Here is a 16,897-nt window from a genome sequence, read left to right as displayed (position 1 = left end):
TTTAATCTTTATTGGTGAGTTCCAACGCACGTTGATACGCCACTTTCTTTTTAATTCCCGTCAAGTCCGCTGCCAGTTGCGAAGCCGCTTTGACCGATAAATCTTGCAATAAACGTGTCAATAACTGATCCAGTTTTTCTTGTTCTAAATCCTTTTCTTGTGTTGCACCACCAATGACTAAAACAATTTCACCTTTTTGCTGGTTACGATCCGATTCAATCAATTGAATTAAATCTGCCAAGGTCATTTTTTTAATGGTTTCAAATGTTTTGGTGATTTCGCGAGCAAAACCCACAGGGCGGTCTGCGCCAAAAACATCTGCCATATCTTTAACTGACTCTAAAATACGGTGTGGTGCTTCATAAAAAATTAAAGTTTGTGTTTCATCTTTGAGTTTTTCTAACTGAATCAGGCGTTGAGATTGGCGCGAAGGCAAGAAACCTTGGAAACTAAAACGGTCGCTAGGTAAACCCACCGAACTCAGTGCGGCAATTGCAGCGCAGGCACCCGGTACAGGAACAACGCGAATATTATTGTCTTGTGCGGCACGTACCAATTTAAAACCCGGATCACTAATGAGCGGTGTACCGGCATCACTAATCAATGCCATGTTTTCGCCGTTGAGCAATCTTTGGATCAAAATATCAATTTTGTTACTTTCATTATGCTCATGACAAGCCGTGAGTGGAGTTGATATATTATGGTGCTTTAATAATTGAGCAGAAGTACGCGTATCTTCTGCCGCGATAATACTCACTGACTTTAAAACATCAATAGCACGATAAGTAATGTCATCTAAGTGCCCAATTGGGGTCGCTACAACAAATAACTGAGCACTCATAAGGTTTTTCCAATGTTGAATAATAAAAAGAATTTGATAGGTTTTATCCTGTTTGGCATTTTTAACTATGCACAAGCCGAAGTATTGGTCATTTTACCTGAATCGGGGCCTATGGCGCGAGCTGGATTGAGTATCAAACAGGGCTTTATGAGTGCTTATCAAGCATCGGGCATGAAAACCTCGATTAAATTTGTAAACTCAGATCAGAAATCTATGACGCAACTGTTAAAACGCCATGTGACCAAAAGCACGCAAATGATTGTTGGGCCTTTAGCGCGCAGCGACGTGGATATTGTAATGCAGGCGAACTTGAAACTTCGTATTTTGGCTTTAAATGATGTCACCAACCAAGCGGAAAATGTGTGGCAATTTAGTTTGTCGAAAAAACAAGATGCGGATGCACTGAATCAAGTGTTCGAGCAAGATAAAATTAAACAGCTCTATGTTTTGCGTCAAAAGGGATCGGAAGCTGAAAGTGAACTTTTTTTGATGTCATTAATGGGGCAAACGCAGCATGCTATTCGTATTGTGGAAGAAGTCCCGCAAAAGCTGACCAAGCAGCAGGGTTTATTATTGCTTGGTCAGCATGAATGGATAAACAGCCTGATTAAACTGCCCACGCAGCACATTTATGTATTGGCCAATGCCATTGAACAAGATCAAACCATGCCTCAGGGCGTGAAATTTTGTGATGCACCCGCTTTATATAGCCGTGTCTGGCCTGATCTGATACATGCCTATCAACAGAACCCTGTTGTGATGTCCTATCAGCGCTTATTAGCATTTGGTGGCGATGCTTGGCAGATTAGCCAGCAGTATTTACAAGCGCCTCATTTGAGCAGTCTTGAATTTCAGGGACGTACAGGACTGATTCAAATGAGTGACCATCAAATTCATCGTGTGCCGCATTGTTATGAAAATACTCAACAAGGTTTGAAGGTGTTGTAATGTTAGAGACGATATCTAGCCCATTAAATTTGGGGCAGTGGGCAGAGCAGCAGGCTTTAAAGTTATTACAAGCGCAGGGTTTTACTTTGATTGTTGCGAATTATCATTGCCGCTATGGGGAAATTGATCTGATTGTACAAAAGGATCAAGAATTGATTTTTGTGGAGGTCAAGGCACGCTCAGTGACGCAATATGCACAATCATGTGAAACGATTTCATCTTCAAAGCAAAAGAAGATTATGAAATCAGCACTTTGCTTTTTAAATGCACAGCCGCAATTCCAAGAGTTTTATTGCCGTTTTGATGTAATTTGTTTTGATTTTTTCCAACAATTTGCAAAAAAGATACAGCAAGATTTTTCTAAATGCCCTTATGATCAGCAATGGATAGAAAATGCTTTTACTTTTGATCAAGAGTTTATTAATCTTTGAACAAAATTAGAGTATAAATATTGCAATAAAATAGAATTTAAATGGATGATTAGGAGTCTTGCTGAGTGTTTAATCGTATTGCAATGACGTTACTGTGTGTAGCAAGTTTATCTGGTTGTGCGAGCTTTATATCAAGTGGTACAGGGTCAGCACCAGTTGGAACAGAAAGTGGTGCTCGTTCACTTGGACAAGTCTTTATTGATTCTTCTATAGAACGCACTGCTAAAATTAATTTATATAAATTAGATTCACGCTTTAAACAATCTCGTGTAAATATTGAAAGTTTTCACGGTAATGTTCTGCTTACAGGACAAGTGCCAGACGCGCATTTAAAGCAATTGGCTGAAGATAATTTACGTGCGATGACGGATGTTAAAACGGTACATAATTACCTTACCGTTGGTAACCAAATTGGTTATAGCAGCATTATGCAAGATACCACGGTGACGGCAAATACCCGTGGTTTGATTATGAAAGCCGTGGTCGTCTCTGATAGTAAAGTGCGTATCCATACCGAAGATGGGATTCTGTATGTGATGGGGCGTTTAAATCAGGCAGAGATTAATGATCTTAATCAAGTGCTTCAGCAAGTGGGTAATGTGACTAAAATTATTACCTTGATTGATAATGTTGAACAATCACGTGCAGTGACTTCAAGCTTTAGCAGTCCAGTTGTTAATGCACAACCTGTTGAACAAACACCTGTAGCAATCGATCCAGATCAAGCAGAGCCTACGAATGCTCAATAATGTTACTCGGGCCATCACAAAAACGTTGCATCAAAAAGTAGAATTGGCGAGAACGTTGTATAAAGAGTTCCGCCTTTACGATTTTGGTAGTTATGTATTGAATCGTTTAACTCCTCGAAAGGGTTATACGCTGAATAAAAATATTGCTTATGGTTTAAAAGCACGACAGCGCTTAGATATTTTTTCTGCCGAAGTCGCACGTGAGCAACGCCCTTTAATTGTGTTTGTACATGGCGGGGCATGGTTGCATGGGGACAAAAAAGACTATCGCTTTGTTGGTGAAGCTTTTGCGAAAGAAGGCTATGATGTTGTCGTCATTAATTATCATCTGGCACCGAAATATGTTTTTCCGAGTTATATTGATGACTTGAATTTGGCATTAAATTATCTGACGCAGCATCAAACGAAATTAAAGATTCGCACTGAAAAAATAGTCTTGATGGGGCATTCAGCGGGTGCCTTTAATGTGATGTCGGCCATTTATCATCCGAAGCCTTATGCTTTGCAATGTCGTTCTCAAATTCGCGTGATTATTGGTTTGTCTGGACCTTATCATTTTGATTATAAAGATGATCCCTTATGTGCAGACGCATTTGATCAGAACGTACCCTATCAAAATGTCATGCCGTATTATTTTGTTGAAACCAATGAAGTTAAGCATTACCTGTTTTTAGCATCGAATGATCAAGTGGTCGGTCGTAATAATTCAGAAGATTTTCATCGTATTTTGCAGGAAAAGGGTAATCATAGCCAAATGATTACCATCTCTGGCACGGGGCATGTGTCCATTATGGGATCGGTTTCGAGTTTGTTTAGCCGCTATTTCCAAACCAAAAAACAAATTTTGGCGGTTTTAGAGGAAGCGCTAAAACCTTAATTTATAACCATTCACGAGTGTCATCTGCCACAGGGTGACCTTCAATGACATGTTTGATCATCGCGTATGCAATGCTGCCTTTAAATGGGATTTCAGGCAGTTGATCAAATTTAAAAAATTGCGCATCGCTAATTTCTTCTTCCTGAAGTTTGATTGCTCCAGAAGCATATTCAGCACGAAAAGCGAGCATGAGATTGCTTGGGAAAGGCCAAGGTTGGCTGGCAAGATATTGGACATTTTTTAATTTTAATCCAATTTCCTCGAAGGTTTCACGGCGTACAGCCTCTTCCAAAGTTTCTCCAACTTCGACAAAACCTGCAATGAGACCGTACATATCGGTTGTATTTTTTGCATTTTTTGCCAGCAGAATTTCATCATCACCGCGTGTAATTACAATGATAACGCAAGGTTGGACACGAGGGTATTGATGATAGCGGCATGCAGGGCAAATCATGGCATGTTCAGTCGGATGTGCTTCTGTTTGATGCCCACAATGACTGCAAAACTTATGGTTTTTACGCCATTCTAAGAGTTGAATTGCACGACTGGCATATTCAAATTGCTGGGTATCCCAAAGCGTCAATAATTGACGGATGGGAACCAACTGTAAACCTTGAGGAATGACTTCATCTTCAAGAAGATCACGGGCAATCACTTGATCGCCTGCGTGAAAGTAAAGATCACTTGCTAAACTTTCAACTCGAGGAAGTTGAAAGTTTTCATCCACTAAAAGTTGATGTTGATGAAAAATATAAGCAAGTGATAATTCAGACATTAGGCAACAGTTTTCAGTTTTTCGCTACTTTGCAATGCTACATTAAACATCGACTGTAATACAGGCTGTTTGTATTTTAAATTGTCAATCATCATATCGGCACTGGCTAAAGTGTCGAGCGTATAATTGATGTGTTCAGGGTTGATTAATCCTGACGTTTCAATTTGCTGTTGAATAAAATCAGCCGCAGTTCTTAATGCTGTTTGACCTGATTCAGCATTTAAGAACAGTAGTGCACCACCAATTTCGCGTAATTGGGTCGGAATACTTTCTACTATCGTAAGATTATTGTCTTGTGCATATTGCATTAAGGTTTGACTAGACAGATCAACCAGCATCTTCGCTTCATTGAGTAAAGCTTCATGTGCTTCGTCTAAACGATCTAACGAAATATTCATGTTGTTGACACGAAGCTGTAAACGGCTTGAAGTGTGATGACGCTCTAAAACCCCAATCGAATTCATTGCAGATAAAATACAATTCATCAATTGTTGTGCAAAACCTTCATCTTTTAGCACCTCAGCATCGTTAAGCAAACTGGCTTGGCGCGATAAATCATTGAAGGCTTCATTGAGATTTAACACTTTGAAAATATTAGCCAGATTGTTTAACTTCTGTTGTAATTCTGAAGTTTTCTCTGCGGTCATATTTTGATAGTTATATTCGATGTCGTTACGAATTTGCGCCATTTCACTGGTCACAAGTTCACTAATCGTATGCATGGTATCAAAATCGGGACCATATAAATGACGGCTGAAGACTTGTAATTGCGTATCTGTAAGATGGTCGTCACCAATGTTTAATTGGTTACGAATATGCTGTGCAGCATCATCTTCTTGGCTAATACACAAACTTAAAATATTGGCTAAATCGGACAAACTTGGTTTGAAACGATCAGGTGCATTGAAATATTGAGCCATATTTCTTTCAATGCTGACTAATGTGCGTAAACGAGGGTCATTGAGCAGCAAATGATCCATCTGGTTAAACGCGACATGCACCAAATTCCAATATTGTTTACTTGGCGTATTTTCAGCAAGACCCGCTAAATATGCACCGACTAATTTAATGGCTTGAAGATCGAATTCAGTTTCATCTTGTTTAATCATCTTGTTCAAAGATAATTTATACAAGCGATGCACATATTTAGATTTTTCTAATGTAGGTGCTTGAGGCAGTTGAAAATCTGGGGTGATGCAGTCAAGTAGCGACTCAATATGCTGACCTTCATGGGTAATTGGCTTACCCAAGACAATTTCCAAACGATTGAGGGTGTCGAGTAGGAATTGTGGAATTTTAACTTCGCGTAAGCAAATAAATTCGATATAGCGCTTCAACATGGTGGTGCCTTCACTTAAAGCAATCACCTCTTGTGTGTTAATTTGCGCAGGATTCCCCATAATTTTACGCATTAATTCAGCTGAATATTGTGCAATTTTAGCCAAACTTTGCATGTCAATCAGCGCCAAGACTTGAGCGCATTGCTCAAATTGATTGAGCGCATCATCAATACCAAAAGGTAAACTTTGGTCTTCTGCTAAAGTACTAACCGCTGATTCAACTAATTTAATTGAGTTATCAACCTCATTTTTTATTATCAGCAATGCAGTTGGGTCAAAATGAATAGAGGTTTGGTAAGACATGTATCTGCACCTTTCCTAGGGTTTTATCTGTTTATGAGCAGCCAATGAAGGCGAAACTTCTTTACGTTTAACTATAACTTAACTGCTAAACGTTTAAATACAAAAAACACTAGAAATGTAGATTTTATTTTGCAAAAAGACAGGCTATTCCATGTTTTTCTTCAAATTGTTTGATCCATGTCTCATGTTCATCAAGTTCTTGTGCTGAAGGGTAAATGATGGGTAGATCAACCTGTACACTTTGCTGGCGTGCTGTTTGTGCTTCTTGTTGTTCACTTTCAGTCAAGCTATCCATATCGAAGGAGACTTGACCACCCGTCATGGCAAGATAGACGTCGGATAAAATTTCAGCATCGAGTAACGCACCATGGAAGGTACGGTCTCGTTGTGGAACTTCATAACGGCGCACTAAAGCATCGAGGGAGTTTTTTTGCCCCGGATGCTTATTTTTTGCCATAGCCAAGGTGTCGGTGACGGAGCAGACTTCCGAGAGGGCAACAAAACCTGCGCGTTTAAACTCCATGTTCAGGAAGTTCATATCGAAGGTGGCGTTATGGGCAATAATTTCAGCACCTTTTAAGTAATTAAAAAGGACTTCTGCAATTTCTGCATACTCAGGTTTGTCTTGTAAGAAGGCATCTGAAATACCATGAATATTTTCAGAGTCGCCCACAGGTTTTTTCGGGTTGATATAAATATGAATGGAGCTGCCCGTAAGTTTACGGTTCACCATTTCAATCGCACCGACCTCAATAATACGATCCGTATCTTGGAAGTAAAAACCTGTGGTTTCTGTATCTAAAATCAGCTGGCGTGGGCCAAACACCTCTTTGCTTCGAGGGGTAATAACAATGTGTGGATGCTCCGATGCAGAAGGCGTAGGAGTACTCGATAAAATCTCTTGCTGAGGCATAATGTCTTCTTGCATCGTTTCAGTCTGAGCGATTTCTACGATTAACTGTTCTATCACCTGATCATCATTTTCTAAAATTTCATCGTCATCTTGTGGATCAGAATCCATTAAATCAAAACCAAAAGGGTCATCTAGCAACCAATCTTTTTCATCTTTTTTTTTATCAAGCTCGATAGCACCTGTAGGGGCTTGATTTGAGAGTATAGATGGATTTTTCATTGATTCTAGGGTTTGGTCTGCACCTAAATTTGCCAATTGATCTGCCATTTCATTCCCTGCATGTCCTGCATGACCTTTAATCCAGTGCCACTCGATTTCACGACCTTGGCAGGTTGCATCCAGTAATTTCCAAAGATCTGGGTTTTTAACATCTTTCCAGTTTTTCTTTTTCCAGCCGTGAATCCACTCGGTAATGCCTTGTTTGACGTAATTCGAATCGGTCCAGATAATCAATTTGGCATCGTTAGGGCAAAATTTAATCCCTTCAATTGCCGCCATTAATTCCATACGATTGTTGGTGGTGTGGGGTTCGCCACCATAAAGTTTGTGTTCTTCAGATTCAGTAATGACATATGCACCCCAACCGCCTAAACCAGGATTGCCGCGGCAAGCACCATCGACATAGAGTGTAATTGTTTGAGTCATATAACCAAATCCGAACAAGTGAGAGTCAAATTAAACAAAGTGAGTGGTATATTGTATAACGCAATTGCAGTTTAGAACCGTATAACATGGTTAATTTTTAATTTCTTGTAACATTTATACTGAAATACCGCTAAATTACAGCCTTGTGTCTACGACATGCTTCACTACAATGGCATATCTAAAAAATAAATTTTATACGAGTTGTTTGGATTCCTTTATGTATAAACCAACCGCGATTTTGTATCAGCCTTCATTACCTCAGTTTTTAAAAATTACTGTATTGGGTTCAGCCTTAGCTGCTTTAGGTTTGACGGGCTGTTCCTCAAGCCAAAATGCAACGCAAGGATCAAAATCAAAGTTGGTGGGTTCTGGATATCTAGATGCCAATAGCTTGGATTCTTTAGAAGATTTACTTTCTGCAACCGATATGCGTGCAGTAGAGGGTGATCGTCTGTTAATTTTAAAACACGGTGACGTTTGGAAGCGTATGACGGTCGGTTTTAAAATGGATCAAACGCATTGGGACTCTCGTATTGAGGCGCAACGTGGTTGGTTTATTTCGCGTCAACCGTATTTAGACCGTTTGAGCGCGCGTGCTTCGCGTTATCTTTATCACACGGTGAAAGAAGCGGAACGTCGCGGTTTGCCAACAGAACTGGCTTTGTTACCGATTATTGAAAGTTCGTATGATCCTGCTGCAACCAGTAGTGCAGCCGCCGCAGGAATGTGGCAGTTTATTCCGAGTACGGGACGTATTTATGGTTTGAAACAAACCAGTTTATACGATGGTCGTCGAGATGTGGTTGAATCAACCCGTGCAGCGTATGAGTTTTTAGGTGGGCTGTATAATCAGTTTGGTTCATGGGAGCTGGCTTTAGCCGCATACAATGCCGGTCCCGGTCGTATCCAACAAGCGATTAACCGTAATAAAGCCGCAGGTTTACCAACCGATTATTGGTCCCTGAAACTGCCGCAAGAAACCATGAACTATGTACCGCGTTTCTTGGCTGTGGCTCAAATTATTAAAAATCCCAATGCTTATGGCGTGTCATTGCCACCGATTGCCAATCGTCCGCATTTTAGGGAAGTCGCGATTGGGGCAGTCAGTTTAAATGAGGTTGCTGCGATTACGGGTTTAAGCCGTGCAGAGCTTTATCAGTTAAATCCGGGGCATCGTGGTGATCGTATTGATAGTGAAAGCCCAATGCGCATTATTATTCCTGCCGATTTAAGTCCATCAATTGATACGAAACTCAAAAAATTACAATCAAGTTCGGGCAGTTTATGGGCAAGTGCAGCACAACCTTTTACCCCAGAAAGAAGCAATCCGCCTGAACTGAATACGCAAGTGATTAATCCGGTAAAAACAGCACCACCAATATTAGTCACCAATACAACCAAAGCATCTCAGCCTGTAGCCGCGACCACGGTAAAACCTGTGAGTCCTGTGGTGGCAACACAAAGCTCAACTAAACGGATATCGACCCCTCAAGGTTCGGCAGCATTGGCCTCTTTTGCTGCAAATAGTGATATTCCAAGTGCACCACGTATTCCTGTTGCGGTCACTCAAGTTGCCAATGTTAAACTTGTGACCGTTGAGCCACCGTTATCTGCACGTGAACGTGAACAGATTTTGGCGGCAGTCAAAGCTGAAGGTGAAAATAAAACGCTAGAGCAAGTGCTTCAGCCCGTTGCCAGTAAAGCTGAACAAGACAAAGTGGTCGAAGAAATTAAAGCAATCGCACCGCAAGGTACAGAAATTACGGATCCTTTTGACGGTAAAATCAAATTAACTGCGATTCAAACCAGTCAGTCTGTTGCCGAGCAACAAGGGAAAGAATTAACCAAAGGATTCTCGTATCCAAAAGGCGTAGCTGAAAATACCAAAGCGGATTCTGACGAAGCCAAACGTAACCAAGGTAAAAATTACGTGAAGACGGATTCAGAAATTGTTGTCGTGCCGCCTAAAGGCAAGCGCAGTACCTATACGGTGCTTCCGGGGGATACGCTGGCAGTGATTGCCATGAAAAATGGTTTGAATTGGCGTGATGTGGCGAAGTGGAATCAGATTGATCCAAGTTCACCGCTCTATGTCGGAACCAGTATTTATTTATACGATGCTAAGCCGCAGAATACCGAATCATCGGCACCGCCTAAGACCAAAGCAGCACCTGAAACCTATGTGGTGCAAGCCAATGACAGTTTAACCGGCATTGCAAGCCAATTTGGGTTGTCGGTCAAACAACTGGCGGATTACAATGATTTGGCTGTAAATAGTGGTGTGCGTGTTGGGCAAAAATTAGCATTAAAAGAAACTGCTTTGGCAAATTCGAATAAAACAGAAAATAAGGCAAGCAGTGCAAGTCCAGTTTTTAAAGTAAAGACCAAGCCGTATGTGGTTAAACGCGGTGAATACTTAAAACTGATTGCAGACCGTTATGCGTTGTCTAATCAAGAGTTGGCGGATTTAACTAGCGGTTTAACTTCGGGTAGTCATTTAATGGTGGGACAAAAAATTAATGTTCCATTACAGGAAGTGGATACCAAGGTAGAAAGCAAACAGGAAGAAAAATCCACCCCTGTTAAAGTGGATGCAGCAATTGTAGAGCCATCGTATAAAACTGAAAGTTATCAGGTACAACGTGGCGATACTTTGTATAGCATTGCAGCGCAATCAAAAATATCTTTAACTGAACTGGCACAACTTAATAAACTTTCTAATAGCCGTGGTTTACAAGTCGGTCAAAGCATTAAGATTCCTGCGGGTTCAACGGTTCCCGAGAGTCACACGGTGCAATCGGGTGATAGTTTATCTGCCATTTCTGCGAAATATAATTTAGGCATGGATTATATTGCCAATATTAATGGCATGAATCGTAATACGGGATTACGTGTTGGACAGCGTTTAAAACTGAGTGGTGAAGAACCTGTCGCAAGTAAAGTCGAAGCAAAAATTGAAAAAGCCAGTGCGGAAAAGCAGAGTACTGAAAAACAAAATACGGAAAAACAGACTGATACGCATGTGGTGAAATCGGGTGAAACACTCAGCAGTATTGCCAAGAAATATCACTTACAGTTAGATTATTTGGCGAGCTTAAATGGCTTGTCGCGTACTTCAACTGTACGGGTGGGGCAACGCTTAAAAATTGAAGGTGATTTGCCAAAGCCTGAGACAAAAGTTGAAGCAGCAATCCCTAAAGCTGCGAAACCATCGCGCAATACTGAAGCCTATACGGTAAAACCCGGTGAGTCTTTAAATGCCATTGCGAGTCGGTCTGGAGTGTCGGTGGCTGAATTGGCTGCGCTCAATGATTTAAATGCGCGTGCAAGTTTACGGGTAGGTCAACAGATTGTGGTTCCTAAAACAGTGGCTGACTATAAAATTAAACGCGGTGATACTTTGATTGGTTTGGCAAACCGTTATGGCGTGGACACTGGAAAACTCGCTGAAATGAATGATATTCAAACGAATACTCAATTGCGTATTGGTGAAGTGATTAAAGTTCCAAACTTATAAAACATGCAAAGACAGGGAGTGCTTTTACATGTTATTGGCTAGCGCAAAACGCTTTGGTTTTGCCTGTGGACTGGGTCTGCTGACTCAAGGGGTGTGGGCTGCGGTGCAGACTACACCGTATATTGCTGTACATAGTCAGCCGAAATATGCTGGCTTGTCTGTCATGCCTTATGCCAATGCCCATGCGCCGAAAGGGGGTTATTTAAGTACCGCCAGTAATGGCACTTTTGATAACTTAAATAGTATGAATGGTAAAGGCAGTGCCACAGATGGGGTTGAACATCTGTTTGACTCGTTGATGTCAAGTTCACTGGATGAGCCTGGGGTGATGTATCCTTTGCTGGCAGAAAAAGTTACCTTTGATCCTCAAAAAACGCAATATGTCATTTTTCATTTAAATCCCAAAGCACGTTTTAGCGATGGCAGTGCTGTGACAGCGCAAGATGTCAAGTTCAGTTTTGATGCTTATCAGACCAAATCCAATCCGGGCTTGCAAATGTATCTGGCCGATTTGGATAAAACTGAAGTCTTGTCCAAATATGTGGTCAAGATGAGTTTTAAATCGGACAAAAATTCAGAAATGCCGCTAATTTTGTCGCAAATGCCAATTTATTCAAAAAAGGATTGGCAGCATAAAGATTTTACCCGTGTCACTTTACAACCGATTTTAGGTTCAGGGCCTTATTTAATTGATCGCATTGATGCGGGTCGCAGTATTACCTATAAGCTAAATCCCAATTATTGGGGCAAAGACTTAGCGGTGAATAAAGGGCGTTATAACTTTGCGCGTTTGAAGTATGTGTATTACCGTAGCTTAGACATCGCTTTTGAAGGCTTTAAGTCGGGTCAATATACCTTGCATGAAGAAATGACTGCGCGCAAATGGGTTACGGAATATAATTTTCCTGCTGTGAAATCGGGTATGGTGGTGAAATATAAATTTCAGCATCACAATCCCATTGCGACACAAAGTTTTGTCTTTAATACGCGCCGTGCCCCTTTTAATGATATTCAATTTCGTCAAGCCATCACTAACGCTTATGATTTTGAATGGCAAAATAAAGCTTTGTTTTATGGGCAATATCAACGCTTGCAGAGCTATTTTTCTAACAGTGAACTTGAAGCCAAAGGCGTTCCCAGTTCAGCCGAAATGGCTATTTTAAAGCCGTATTTGGCACGATTAAATCCGATTCAACGTCAGGGTGTGCTTAAGGCGTGGCAATATCCAATTTCTGATGCCAGTGGTTTTAATCGTAATAATTTGCTCATTGCACGGCAGCAGTTATTAAAAGCAGGTTATACCTTTCAAAATGGACGATTACTGGACAGTAAAGCCCAGCCCATTCAGATTGAGTTCCTCATTCATCAAGAGGGTTTACAGCGCACGCTGATGCCATTTATCCGTAATATGAAGCGTTTGGGGATTGATGTTGCTATTCGGCAGGTTGATGTGCCGCAGTACATTGAACGAATGCGGAGTAAGGATTTTGACATGACCACCAGTGTGATGCCACAGTCACTCAATCCAGGTAATGAGCAGGCGCAGTTTTGGGGCAGTGCATCGGCAGATCAGCCGGGGAATTATAATTATTCGGGCATTAAGAATTCGGTGATTGATGCTGTCATTCAGCAGGTTATTCAGGCACCAGATCGCGAACAACTGGTACTGAGAACCAAGGTGCTCGATCGGTTATTACGTGCCGGTTATTATCAAATTCCGACTTATGGTAAAGGTGAAAACTGGTTTGCCTATTGGAATATGTATCATCAACCGAAAGTCAAACCAAAGCTATCATCGGGGATTGACTATTGGTGGAGTGATGCCGAGCAAGCTAAAAAAGTCACGCATTATTTACGTCAACAATAAGCAATCACCAAGGCACAAGGAACGTTGTTTCGATGGGCATATATATATTAAAAAGACTGCTGCTGATTATTCCGACCCTGTTTTTCATTTTACTGATTAACTTCGTGGTGATTCAAATTGCACCGGGAGGACCAGTTGAACAAGCGATTCAACAAGCGGAAACTTTTCAAGGCATGGGTGCAACGGGTGGTGAAACTGCGCATAGCAAAAGTAATTATCAGGGTGCAAAAGGTTTAAGTGAGGAAATGGTGGAGAAGATTAAAGCCCAATATGGTTTTGATCGACCTGCACATGAACGCTTTTGGAGCATGCTGAAAAGTTATGCCAGCTTTGATTTTGGCACCAGTTTTTTTAAAGATAAACCTGTCACCCAATTACTTTGGGAAAAAATGCCCGTGTCCTTGTCTTTGGGCTTATGGAGCACTTTACTGATTTATCTGATCTCAATTCCTTTGGGGATTAAAAAAGCGCGCCAACATGGCATGCTGTTTGATAAATCGACGTCCATGTTATTGGCGATAGGCTATGCCATTCCATCTTTTGTTTTTGCCGTGTTATTGATTGTCTTTTTTGCCGGTGGCTCTTATTTCCAATGGTTTCCCTTGCAGGGCTTAGTGTCTGAAAATTTTCACAGCTTAAGTTGGCTGGGTAAAATTAAAGATTATTTTTGGCATATGACATTGCCCTTATTGGCCATGGTGATTGGTGGTTTTGCGGGACTGACTTATTTAACCAAATATTCCTTTATGGAAGAGTTAAACAAACAATATGTCTTGGCTGCGCGTTCTAAAGGCTTAAGTGAATCACGCGTGTTATATGGTCATGTGTTTCGAAATGCGATGTTGATTGTGATTGCGGGTTTACCCGAAGCATTGATCGGTATTTTCTTTGTGGGCAACTTGTTTATTGAAATCATCTTTAATTTAGATGGTTTAGGTTTGCTGGGGTTTGAAGCCATTCAACAGCGTGATTATCCTGTCATTTTTGGCACATTATTTTTATTTACCTTGCTCGGTTTGGTGTTACGTTTAATCAGTGATGTGTTGTATCAGGTGATTGATCCGCGTATTAATTTTGATTCGCGAGGTGCCGAGTGATGTCACCTTTAATGCACATGCGCTTAAAACGCTTTAAGGAAAATAAACTCGGTTTTGCTTGTCTGATTTTATTTGCACTAATTTTTATGGTGTCACTGGCTTCGGAATTGATTGCCAACGATAAACCGCTGCTAGTGAAATATGATGATTCATTGTATGTGCCTGTTTTTAAATCCTACCCCGAAACTACCTTTGGCGGTGTATTTGAAACAGAAGCCGATTATAAAGACCCCGTGGTACAACAGCTCATCAGTCATAACGGCTGGGCGCTTTGGCCATTGATTGAATATTCCTACCAAACGCCAAATTTAGAACTGGCAGTGCCTGTACCAACTGCACCAACTGCACAAAACTGGTTAGGAACAGATGACCAAGGGCGTGATGTGTTGGCACGTATTCTCTATGGTTTGCGCGTGTCGCTGCTTTTTGGCTTTGCCTTAACCTTTGCTTCAGCCATTCTGGGAATCGTGGTGGGCGCAATTCAGGGCTATTATGGTGGATGGGTCGATTTACTGGGGCAGCGTATCCTTGAAGTTTGGGGCGGCTTGCCGACATTATTTATGGTAATGATTCTGGTCAGCATGTTTACCCCAAATGTGTATTGGCTGTTTCTGATTATGCTCTGTTTTGGTTGGACGACACTGGTGGGGTTGGTACGCGCAGAATTTTTAAAAGCCCGTAATTTGGATTATGTCCGTGCAGCACGTGGTTTGGGAGTTAGTGATCGAACCATTATGTTTCGGCATATTTTGCCGAATGCCATGAGTTCAAGCTTGTCACAACTGCCATTTATGTTAACGGCCAATATTACCGCACTGACGGCTTTAGATTTCTTAGGATATGGCTTGCCTCCAGATGCGGCATCCTTAGGTGAATTATTGTTACAAGGCAAGTCGAACCTAAATGCACCATGGTTGGCACTTTCAGGCTTCTTTACCTTAGCCATTGTTTTATCTTTATTGATTTATATTGGGGAGGCGACACGTGATGCATTCGATCCAAGACGCCAATAATCCACACGTGGTATTGGCTGTAGAGCATTTAAATATTCAGCATGAGCAACAGCTGTTGGTGGATGATTTAAATTTTCAGCTGCATGCTGGTGAAACCATTGCGATTGTCGGTGAAAGTGGTTCAGGGAAGTCCATCAGTAGTTTGGCTTTACTGGGGCTGTTACCCAGTAATTTAACCATAAAAGGTCAGGTCTGGTTGGGGCAACAAGATGTGTTAACCCTCAAGTCTGAACAACTGCGACAAATTCGTGGTCAGAAAATGGCGATGATTTTCCAAGAACCGATGACAGCCTTAAACCCATTACATCGGGTGGAAAAGATTATTGGTGAAACGTTGTTGCTGCAAGGCTGGTCAAAAGCAAAGACCCAAGCGCGCATTATTGAATTACTCAACGATGTGGGCATGACCGACCCAGAGGATAAATTGCGCCGTTATCCACATGAGCTTTCGGGTGGGCAGCGTCAACGTGTGATGATTGCGATGGCTTTGGCCTTAGATCCCGATATTTTAATTGCAGATGAGCCAACAACGGCTTTGGATGTGACTTTACAGGCGCAAATTTTAGCGCTGCTTAAATCATTACAACAAAGCCGCAATATGGCTATGATCTTGATCAGCCATGACTTAAATTTGGTTCATCGCTATGCCGATCAGGTGATTGTGATGAATAAAGGTCTGGTTGCAGAACAGGGCAGTGTTGACGAAATATTTAAACATCCAAAACAGGTATATACCCAGGATTTATTAAATCATGATTTTGGTCAAGCCATCGCGATTGCAGATCACCCTGATATATTGACTTTACATAATGTTGCGGTGAAGTTTCCAATTAAGCAGGGTTGGTTAAACCGAGTCAAAGATTATTTTGTCGCTGTTGAACCTTTAGATTTACAGTTGGCACAGGGGGAGTCGATTGGCATTGTTGGGGAAAGTGGTTCAGGTAAAAGTTCACTGGCTTTAGCCATTACCCGACTTATTAAAAGTGAGGGTGAAATTGTTCTGCTTGGCACAGATTTAAACCAATGCAATGAAACACAATTACGTCCCTTGCGTGCTGAATTTCAAATCGTTTTTCAAGATCCATTTAGCAGTTTAAATCCACGTTTGAATGTGGAGCAGACCATTGGGGAGGGTTTGGGTTTAAAAAAACTTTCTAATCCTGAAATATCACAGCGTATTGATGAAGCTTTAGCAAAAGTAGAATTACCTATTAGCTTTAGAACGCGTTACCCACATGAACTTTCGGGCGGGCAGCGGCAGCGTGTGGCTTTGGCACGAGCGTTGGTGCTTGACCCTAAATTACTGGTACTGGATGAACCGACTTCGGCACTGGATCGCACCACACAACGGGCGATAGTGAAGCTGCTAAGACGTTTACAGCAAGAACACCAAATTAGTTATTTATTTATCAGCCATGATTTACAGGTTGTGAAAGCATTGTGCCAAAAAGTTTTGGTCTTACGTCGTGCCAAAGTGATGGAATTTCAGACCACGGAGCAATTATTTTTAAATCCGAAAACGGAATATACCCAACAATTGATTGCTGCAAGTCAGTATGTATAAATTTACTGACAAGTCAT

The 16,897-nt window shown here is 41.3% G+C and carries 13 protein-coding genes; 9 read left to right on the top strand and 4 right to left on the bottom strand.

The features are described 5' to 3' along the window. Position 1: 1 nt before the first annotated feature. The gene (rsmI, locus tag B9T24_RS01845; RefSeq protein ID WP_086164238.1) at positions 2-841 is read right to left on the bottom strand and encodes a 16S rRNA (cytidine(1402)-2'-O)-methyltransferase; all 840 of its coding nucleotides are present in this window, start codon (positions 839-841) and stop codon (positions 2-4) included. Positions 842-853: 12 nt separating this feature from the next. Between rsmI and B9T24_RS01840 the strand changes: the two genes are divergently transcribed. The 4 genes from B9T24_RS01840 (at position 854) to B9T24_RS01825 (ending at position 3,846) form a co-directional block, all read left to right on the top strand. Beyond that, the gene (locus B9T24_RS01840; protein ID WP_086164237.1) at positions 854-1,789 is read left to right on the top strand and encodes a penicillin-binding protein activator; all 936 of its coding nucleotides are present in this window, start codon (positions 854-856) and stop codon (positions 1,787-1,789) included. Next, the gene (locus B9T24_RS01835; RefSeq protein WP_086164236.1) at positions 1,789-2,220 is read left to right on the top strand and encodes a YraN family protein; all 432 of its coding nucleotides are present in this window, start codon (positions 1,789-1,791) and stop codon (positions 2,218-2,220) included. Before B9T24_RS01840 ends, B9T24_RS01835 begins: the two co-directional genes overlap by 1 nt. Positions 2,221-2,285: 65 nt before the next feature. Then, on the top strand, positions 2,286-2,969 hold the full coding sequence (locus tag B9T24_RS01830) for a BON domain-containing protein (RefSeq protein WP_086164235.1): 684 nt from the start codon (positions 2,286-2,288) through the stop codon (positions 2,967-2,969). Then, positions 2,959-3,846 (top strand): alpha/beta hydrolase, encoded by an 888-nt coding sequence (locus B9T24_RS01825; protein WP_086164234.1) that lies wholly within the window; start codon positions 2,959-2,961, stop codon positions 3,844-3,846. The genes B9T24_RS01830 and B9T24_RS01825 overlap by 11 nt, the downstream gene beginning before the upstream one ends. 1 nt (position 3,847) lies before the next feature. On the opposite strand, the gene nudC is transcribed toward B9T24_RS01825, so the two are convergent. From nudC to dnaQ, 3 genes are all read right to left on the bottom strand, one after another. Then, the gene (gene nudC / locus B9T24_RS01820) at positions 3,848-4,621 is read right to left on the bottom strand and encodes an NAD(+) diphosphatase (RefSeq protein ID WP_086164233.1); all 774 of its coding nucleotides are present in this window, start codon (positions 4,619-4,621) and stop codon (positions 3,848-3,850) included. Beyond that, a complete protein-coding gene (locus tag B9T24_RS01815) occupies positions 4,621-6,264 on the bottom strand; it encodes a chemotaxis protein (RefSeq protein WP_086164232.1) in 1,644 nt (547 codons plus the stop codon). The genes nudC and B9T24_RS01815 overlap by 1 nt, the downstream gene beginning before the upstream one ends. 124 nt (positions 6,265-6,388) lie before the next feature. Continuing rightward, positions 6,389-7,822 carry a DNA polymerase III subunit epsilon gene (gene dnaQ, locus B9T24_RS01810; RefSeq protein WP_086164231.1) on the bottom strand — a complete coding sequence of 478 codons (1,434 nt, stop codon included), beginning with the start codon at positions 7,820-7,822 and terminating at the stop codon, positions 6,389-6,391. Between the two features lie 217 nt (positions 7,823-8,039). On the opposite strand from dnaQ, the gene B9T24_RS01805 reads away from it, so the two are divergent. Genes B9T24_RS01805 through B9T24_RS01785 form a run of 5 tightly spaced genes read left to right on the top strand, consistent with a single transcriptional unit; the run spans position 8,040 to position 16,880 of the window. Further along, a complete protein-coding gene (locus B9T24_RS01805) occupies positions 8,040-11,339 on the top strand; it encodes a lytic transglycosylase (protein ID WP_086164230.1) in 3,300 nt (1,099 codons plus the stop codon). Between the two features lie 28 nt (positions 11,340-11,367). Beyond that, entirely contained in the window at positions 11,368-13,206 is a 1,839-nt protein-coding gene (locus B9T24_RS01800) for an extracellular solute-binding protein (RefSeq protein ID WP_086164229.1), read from the top strand. A gap of 32 nt (positions 13,207-13,238) precedes the next feature. Beyond that, positions 13,239-14,303 carry a microcin C ABC transporter permease YejB gene (locus B9T24_RS01795; RefSeq protein ID WP_086164228.1) on the top strand — a complete coding sequence of 355 codons (1,065 nt, stop codon included), beginning with the start codon at positions 13,239-13,241 and terminating at the stop codon, positions 14,301-14,303. After that, positions 14,303-15,316: an ABC transporter permease gene (locus tag B9T24_RS01790; RefSeq protein ID WP_086164227.1), complete on the top strand. Its 1,014-nt coding sequence runs from the start codon at positions 14,303-14,305 to the stop codon at positions 15,314-15,316. Before B9T24_RS01795 ends, B9T24_RS01790 begins: the two co-directional genes overlap by 1 nt. Then, complete coding sequence (locus B9T24_RS01785) at positions 15,291-16,880, top strand: ABC transporter ATP-binding protein (protein WP_086164226.1); 1,590 nt, start codon at positions 15,291-15,293, stop codon at positions 16,878-16,880. The genes B9T24_RS01790 and B9T24_RS01785 overlap by 26 nt, the downstream gene beginning before the upstream one ends. Positions 16,881-16,897 lie beyond the last annotated feature (17 nt).

The sequence above is a fragment of the Acinetobacter sp. ANC 4654 genome (assembly GCF_002135425.1).
Lineage (GTDB): Bacteria > Pseudomonadota > Gammaproteobacteria > Pseudomonadales > Moraxellaceae > Acinetobacter > Acinetobacter kyonggiensis.
The sequence above is the reverse complement of the archived record's forward strand: the minus strand, read 5'-3'. Positions and strand labels throughout refer to the sequence as shown.

Bases quoted from the DNA above. Each gene is read 5' to 3' on its own strand.
- B9T24_RS01815 (WP_086164232.1), bottom strand. From the start codon at position 6,264: ATGTCTTACCAAACCTCTATTCATTTTGACCCAACTGCATTGCTGATA.
- rsmI (WP_086164238.1), bottom strand. From the start codon at position 841: ATGAGTGCTCAGTTATTTGTTGTAGCGACCCCAATTGGGCACTTAGAT.
- dnaQ (WP_086164231.1), bottom strand. From the start codon at position 7,822: ATGACTCAAACAATTACACTCTATGTCGATGGTGCTTGCCGCGGCAAT.
- B9T24_RS01785 (WP_086164226.1), top strand. From the start codon at position 15,291: ATGCATTCGATCCAAGACGCCAATAATCCACACGTGGTATTGGCTGTA.
- nudC (WP_086164233.1), bottom strand. From the start codon at position 4,621: ATGTCTGAATTATCACTTGCTTATATTTTTCATCAACATCAACTTTTA.
- B9T24_RS01795 (WP_086164228.1), top strand. From the start codon at position 13,239: ATGGGCATATATATATTAAAAAGACTGCTGCTGATTATTCCGACCCTG.
- B9T24_RS01800 (WP_086164229.1), top strand. From the start codon at position 11,368: ATGTTATTGGCTAGCGCAAAACGCTTTGGTTTTGCCTGTGGACTGGGT.
- B9T24_RS01790 (WP_086164227.1), top strand. From the start codon at position 14,303: ATGTCACCTTTAATGCACATGCGCTTAAAACGCTTTAAGGAAAATAAA.
- B9T24_RS01825 (WP_086164234.1), top strand. From the start codon at position 2,959: ATGCTCAATAATGTTACTCGGGCCATCACAAAAACGTTGCATCAAAAA.
- B9T24_RS01840 (WP_086164237.1), top strand. From the start codon at position 854: ATGTTGAATAATAAAAAGAATTTGATAGGTTTTATCCTGTTTGGCATT.
- B9T24_RS01835 (WP_086164236.1), top strand. From the start codon at position 1,789: ATGTTAGAGACGATATCTAGCCCATTAAATTTGGGGCAGTGGGCAGAG.
- B9T24_RS01805 (WP_086164230.1), top strand. From the start codon at position 8,040: ATGTATAAACCAACCGCGATTTTGTATCAGCCTTCATTACCTCAGTTT.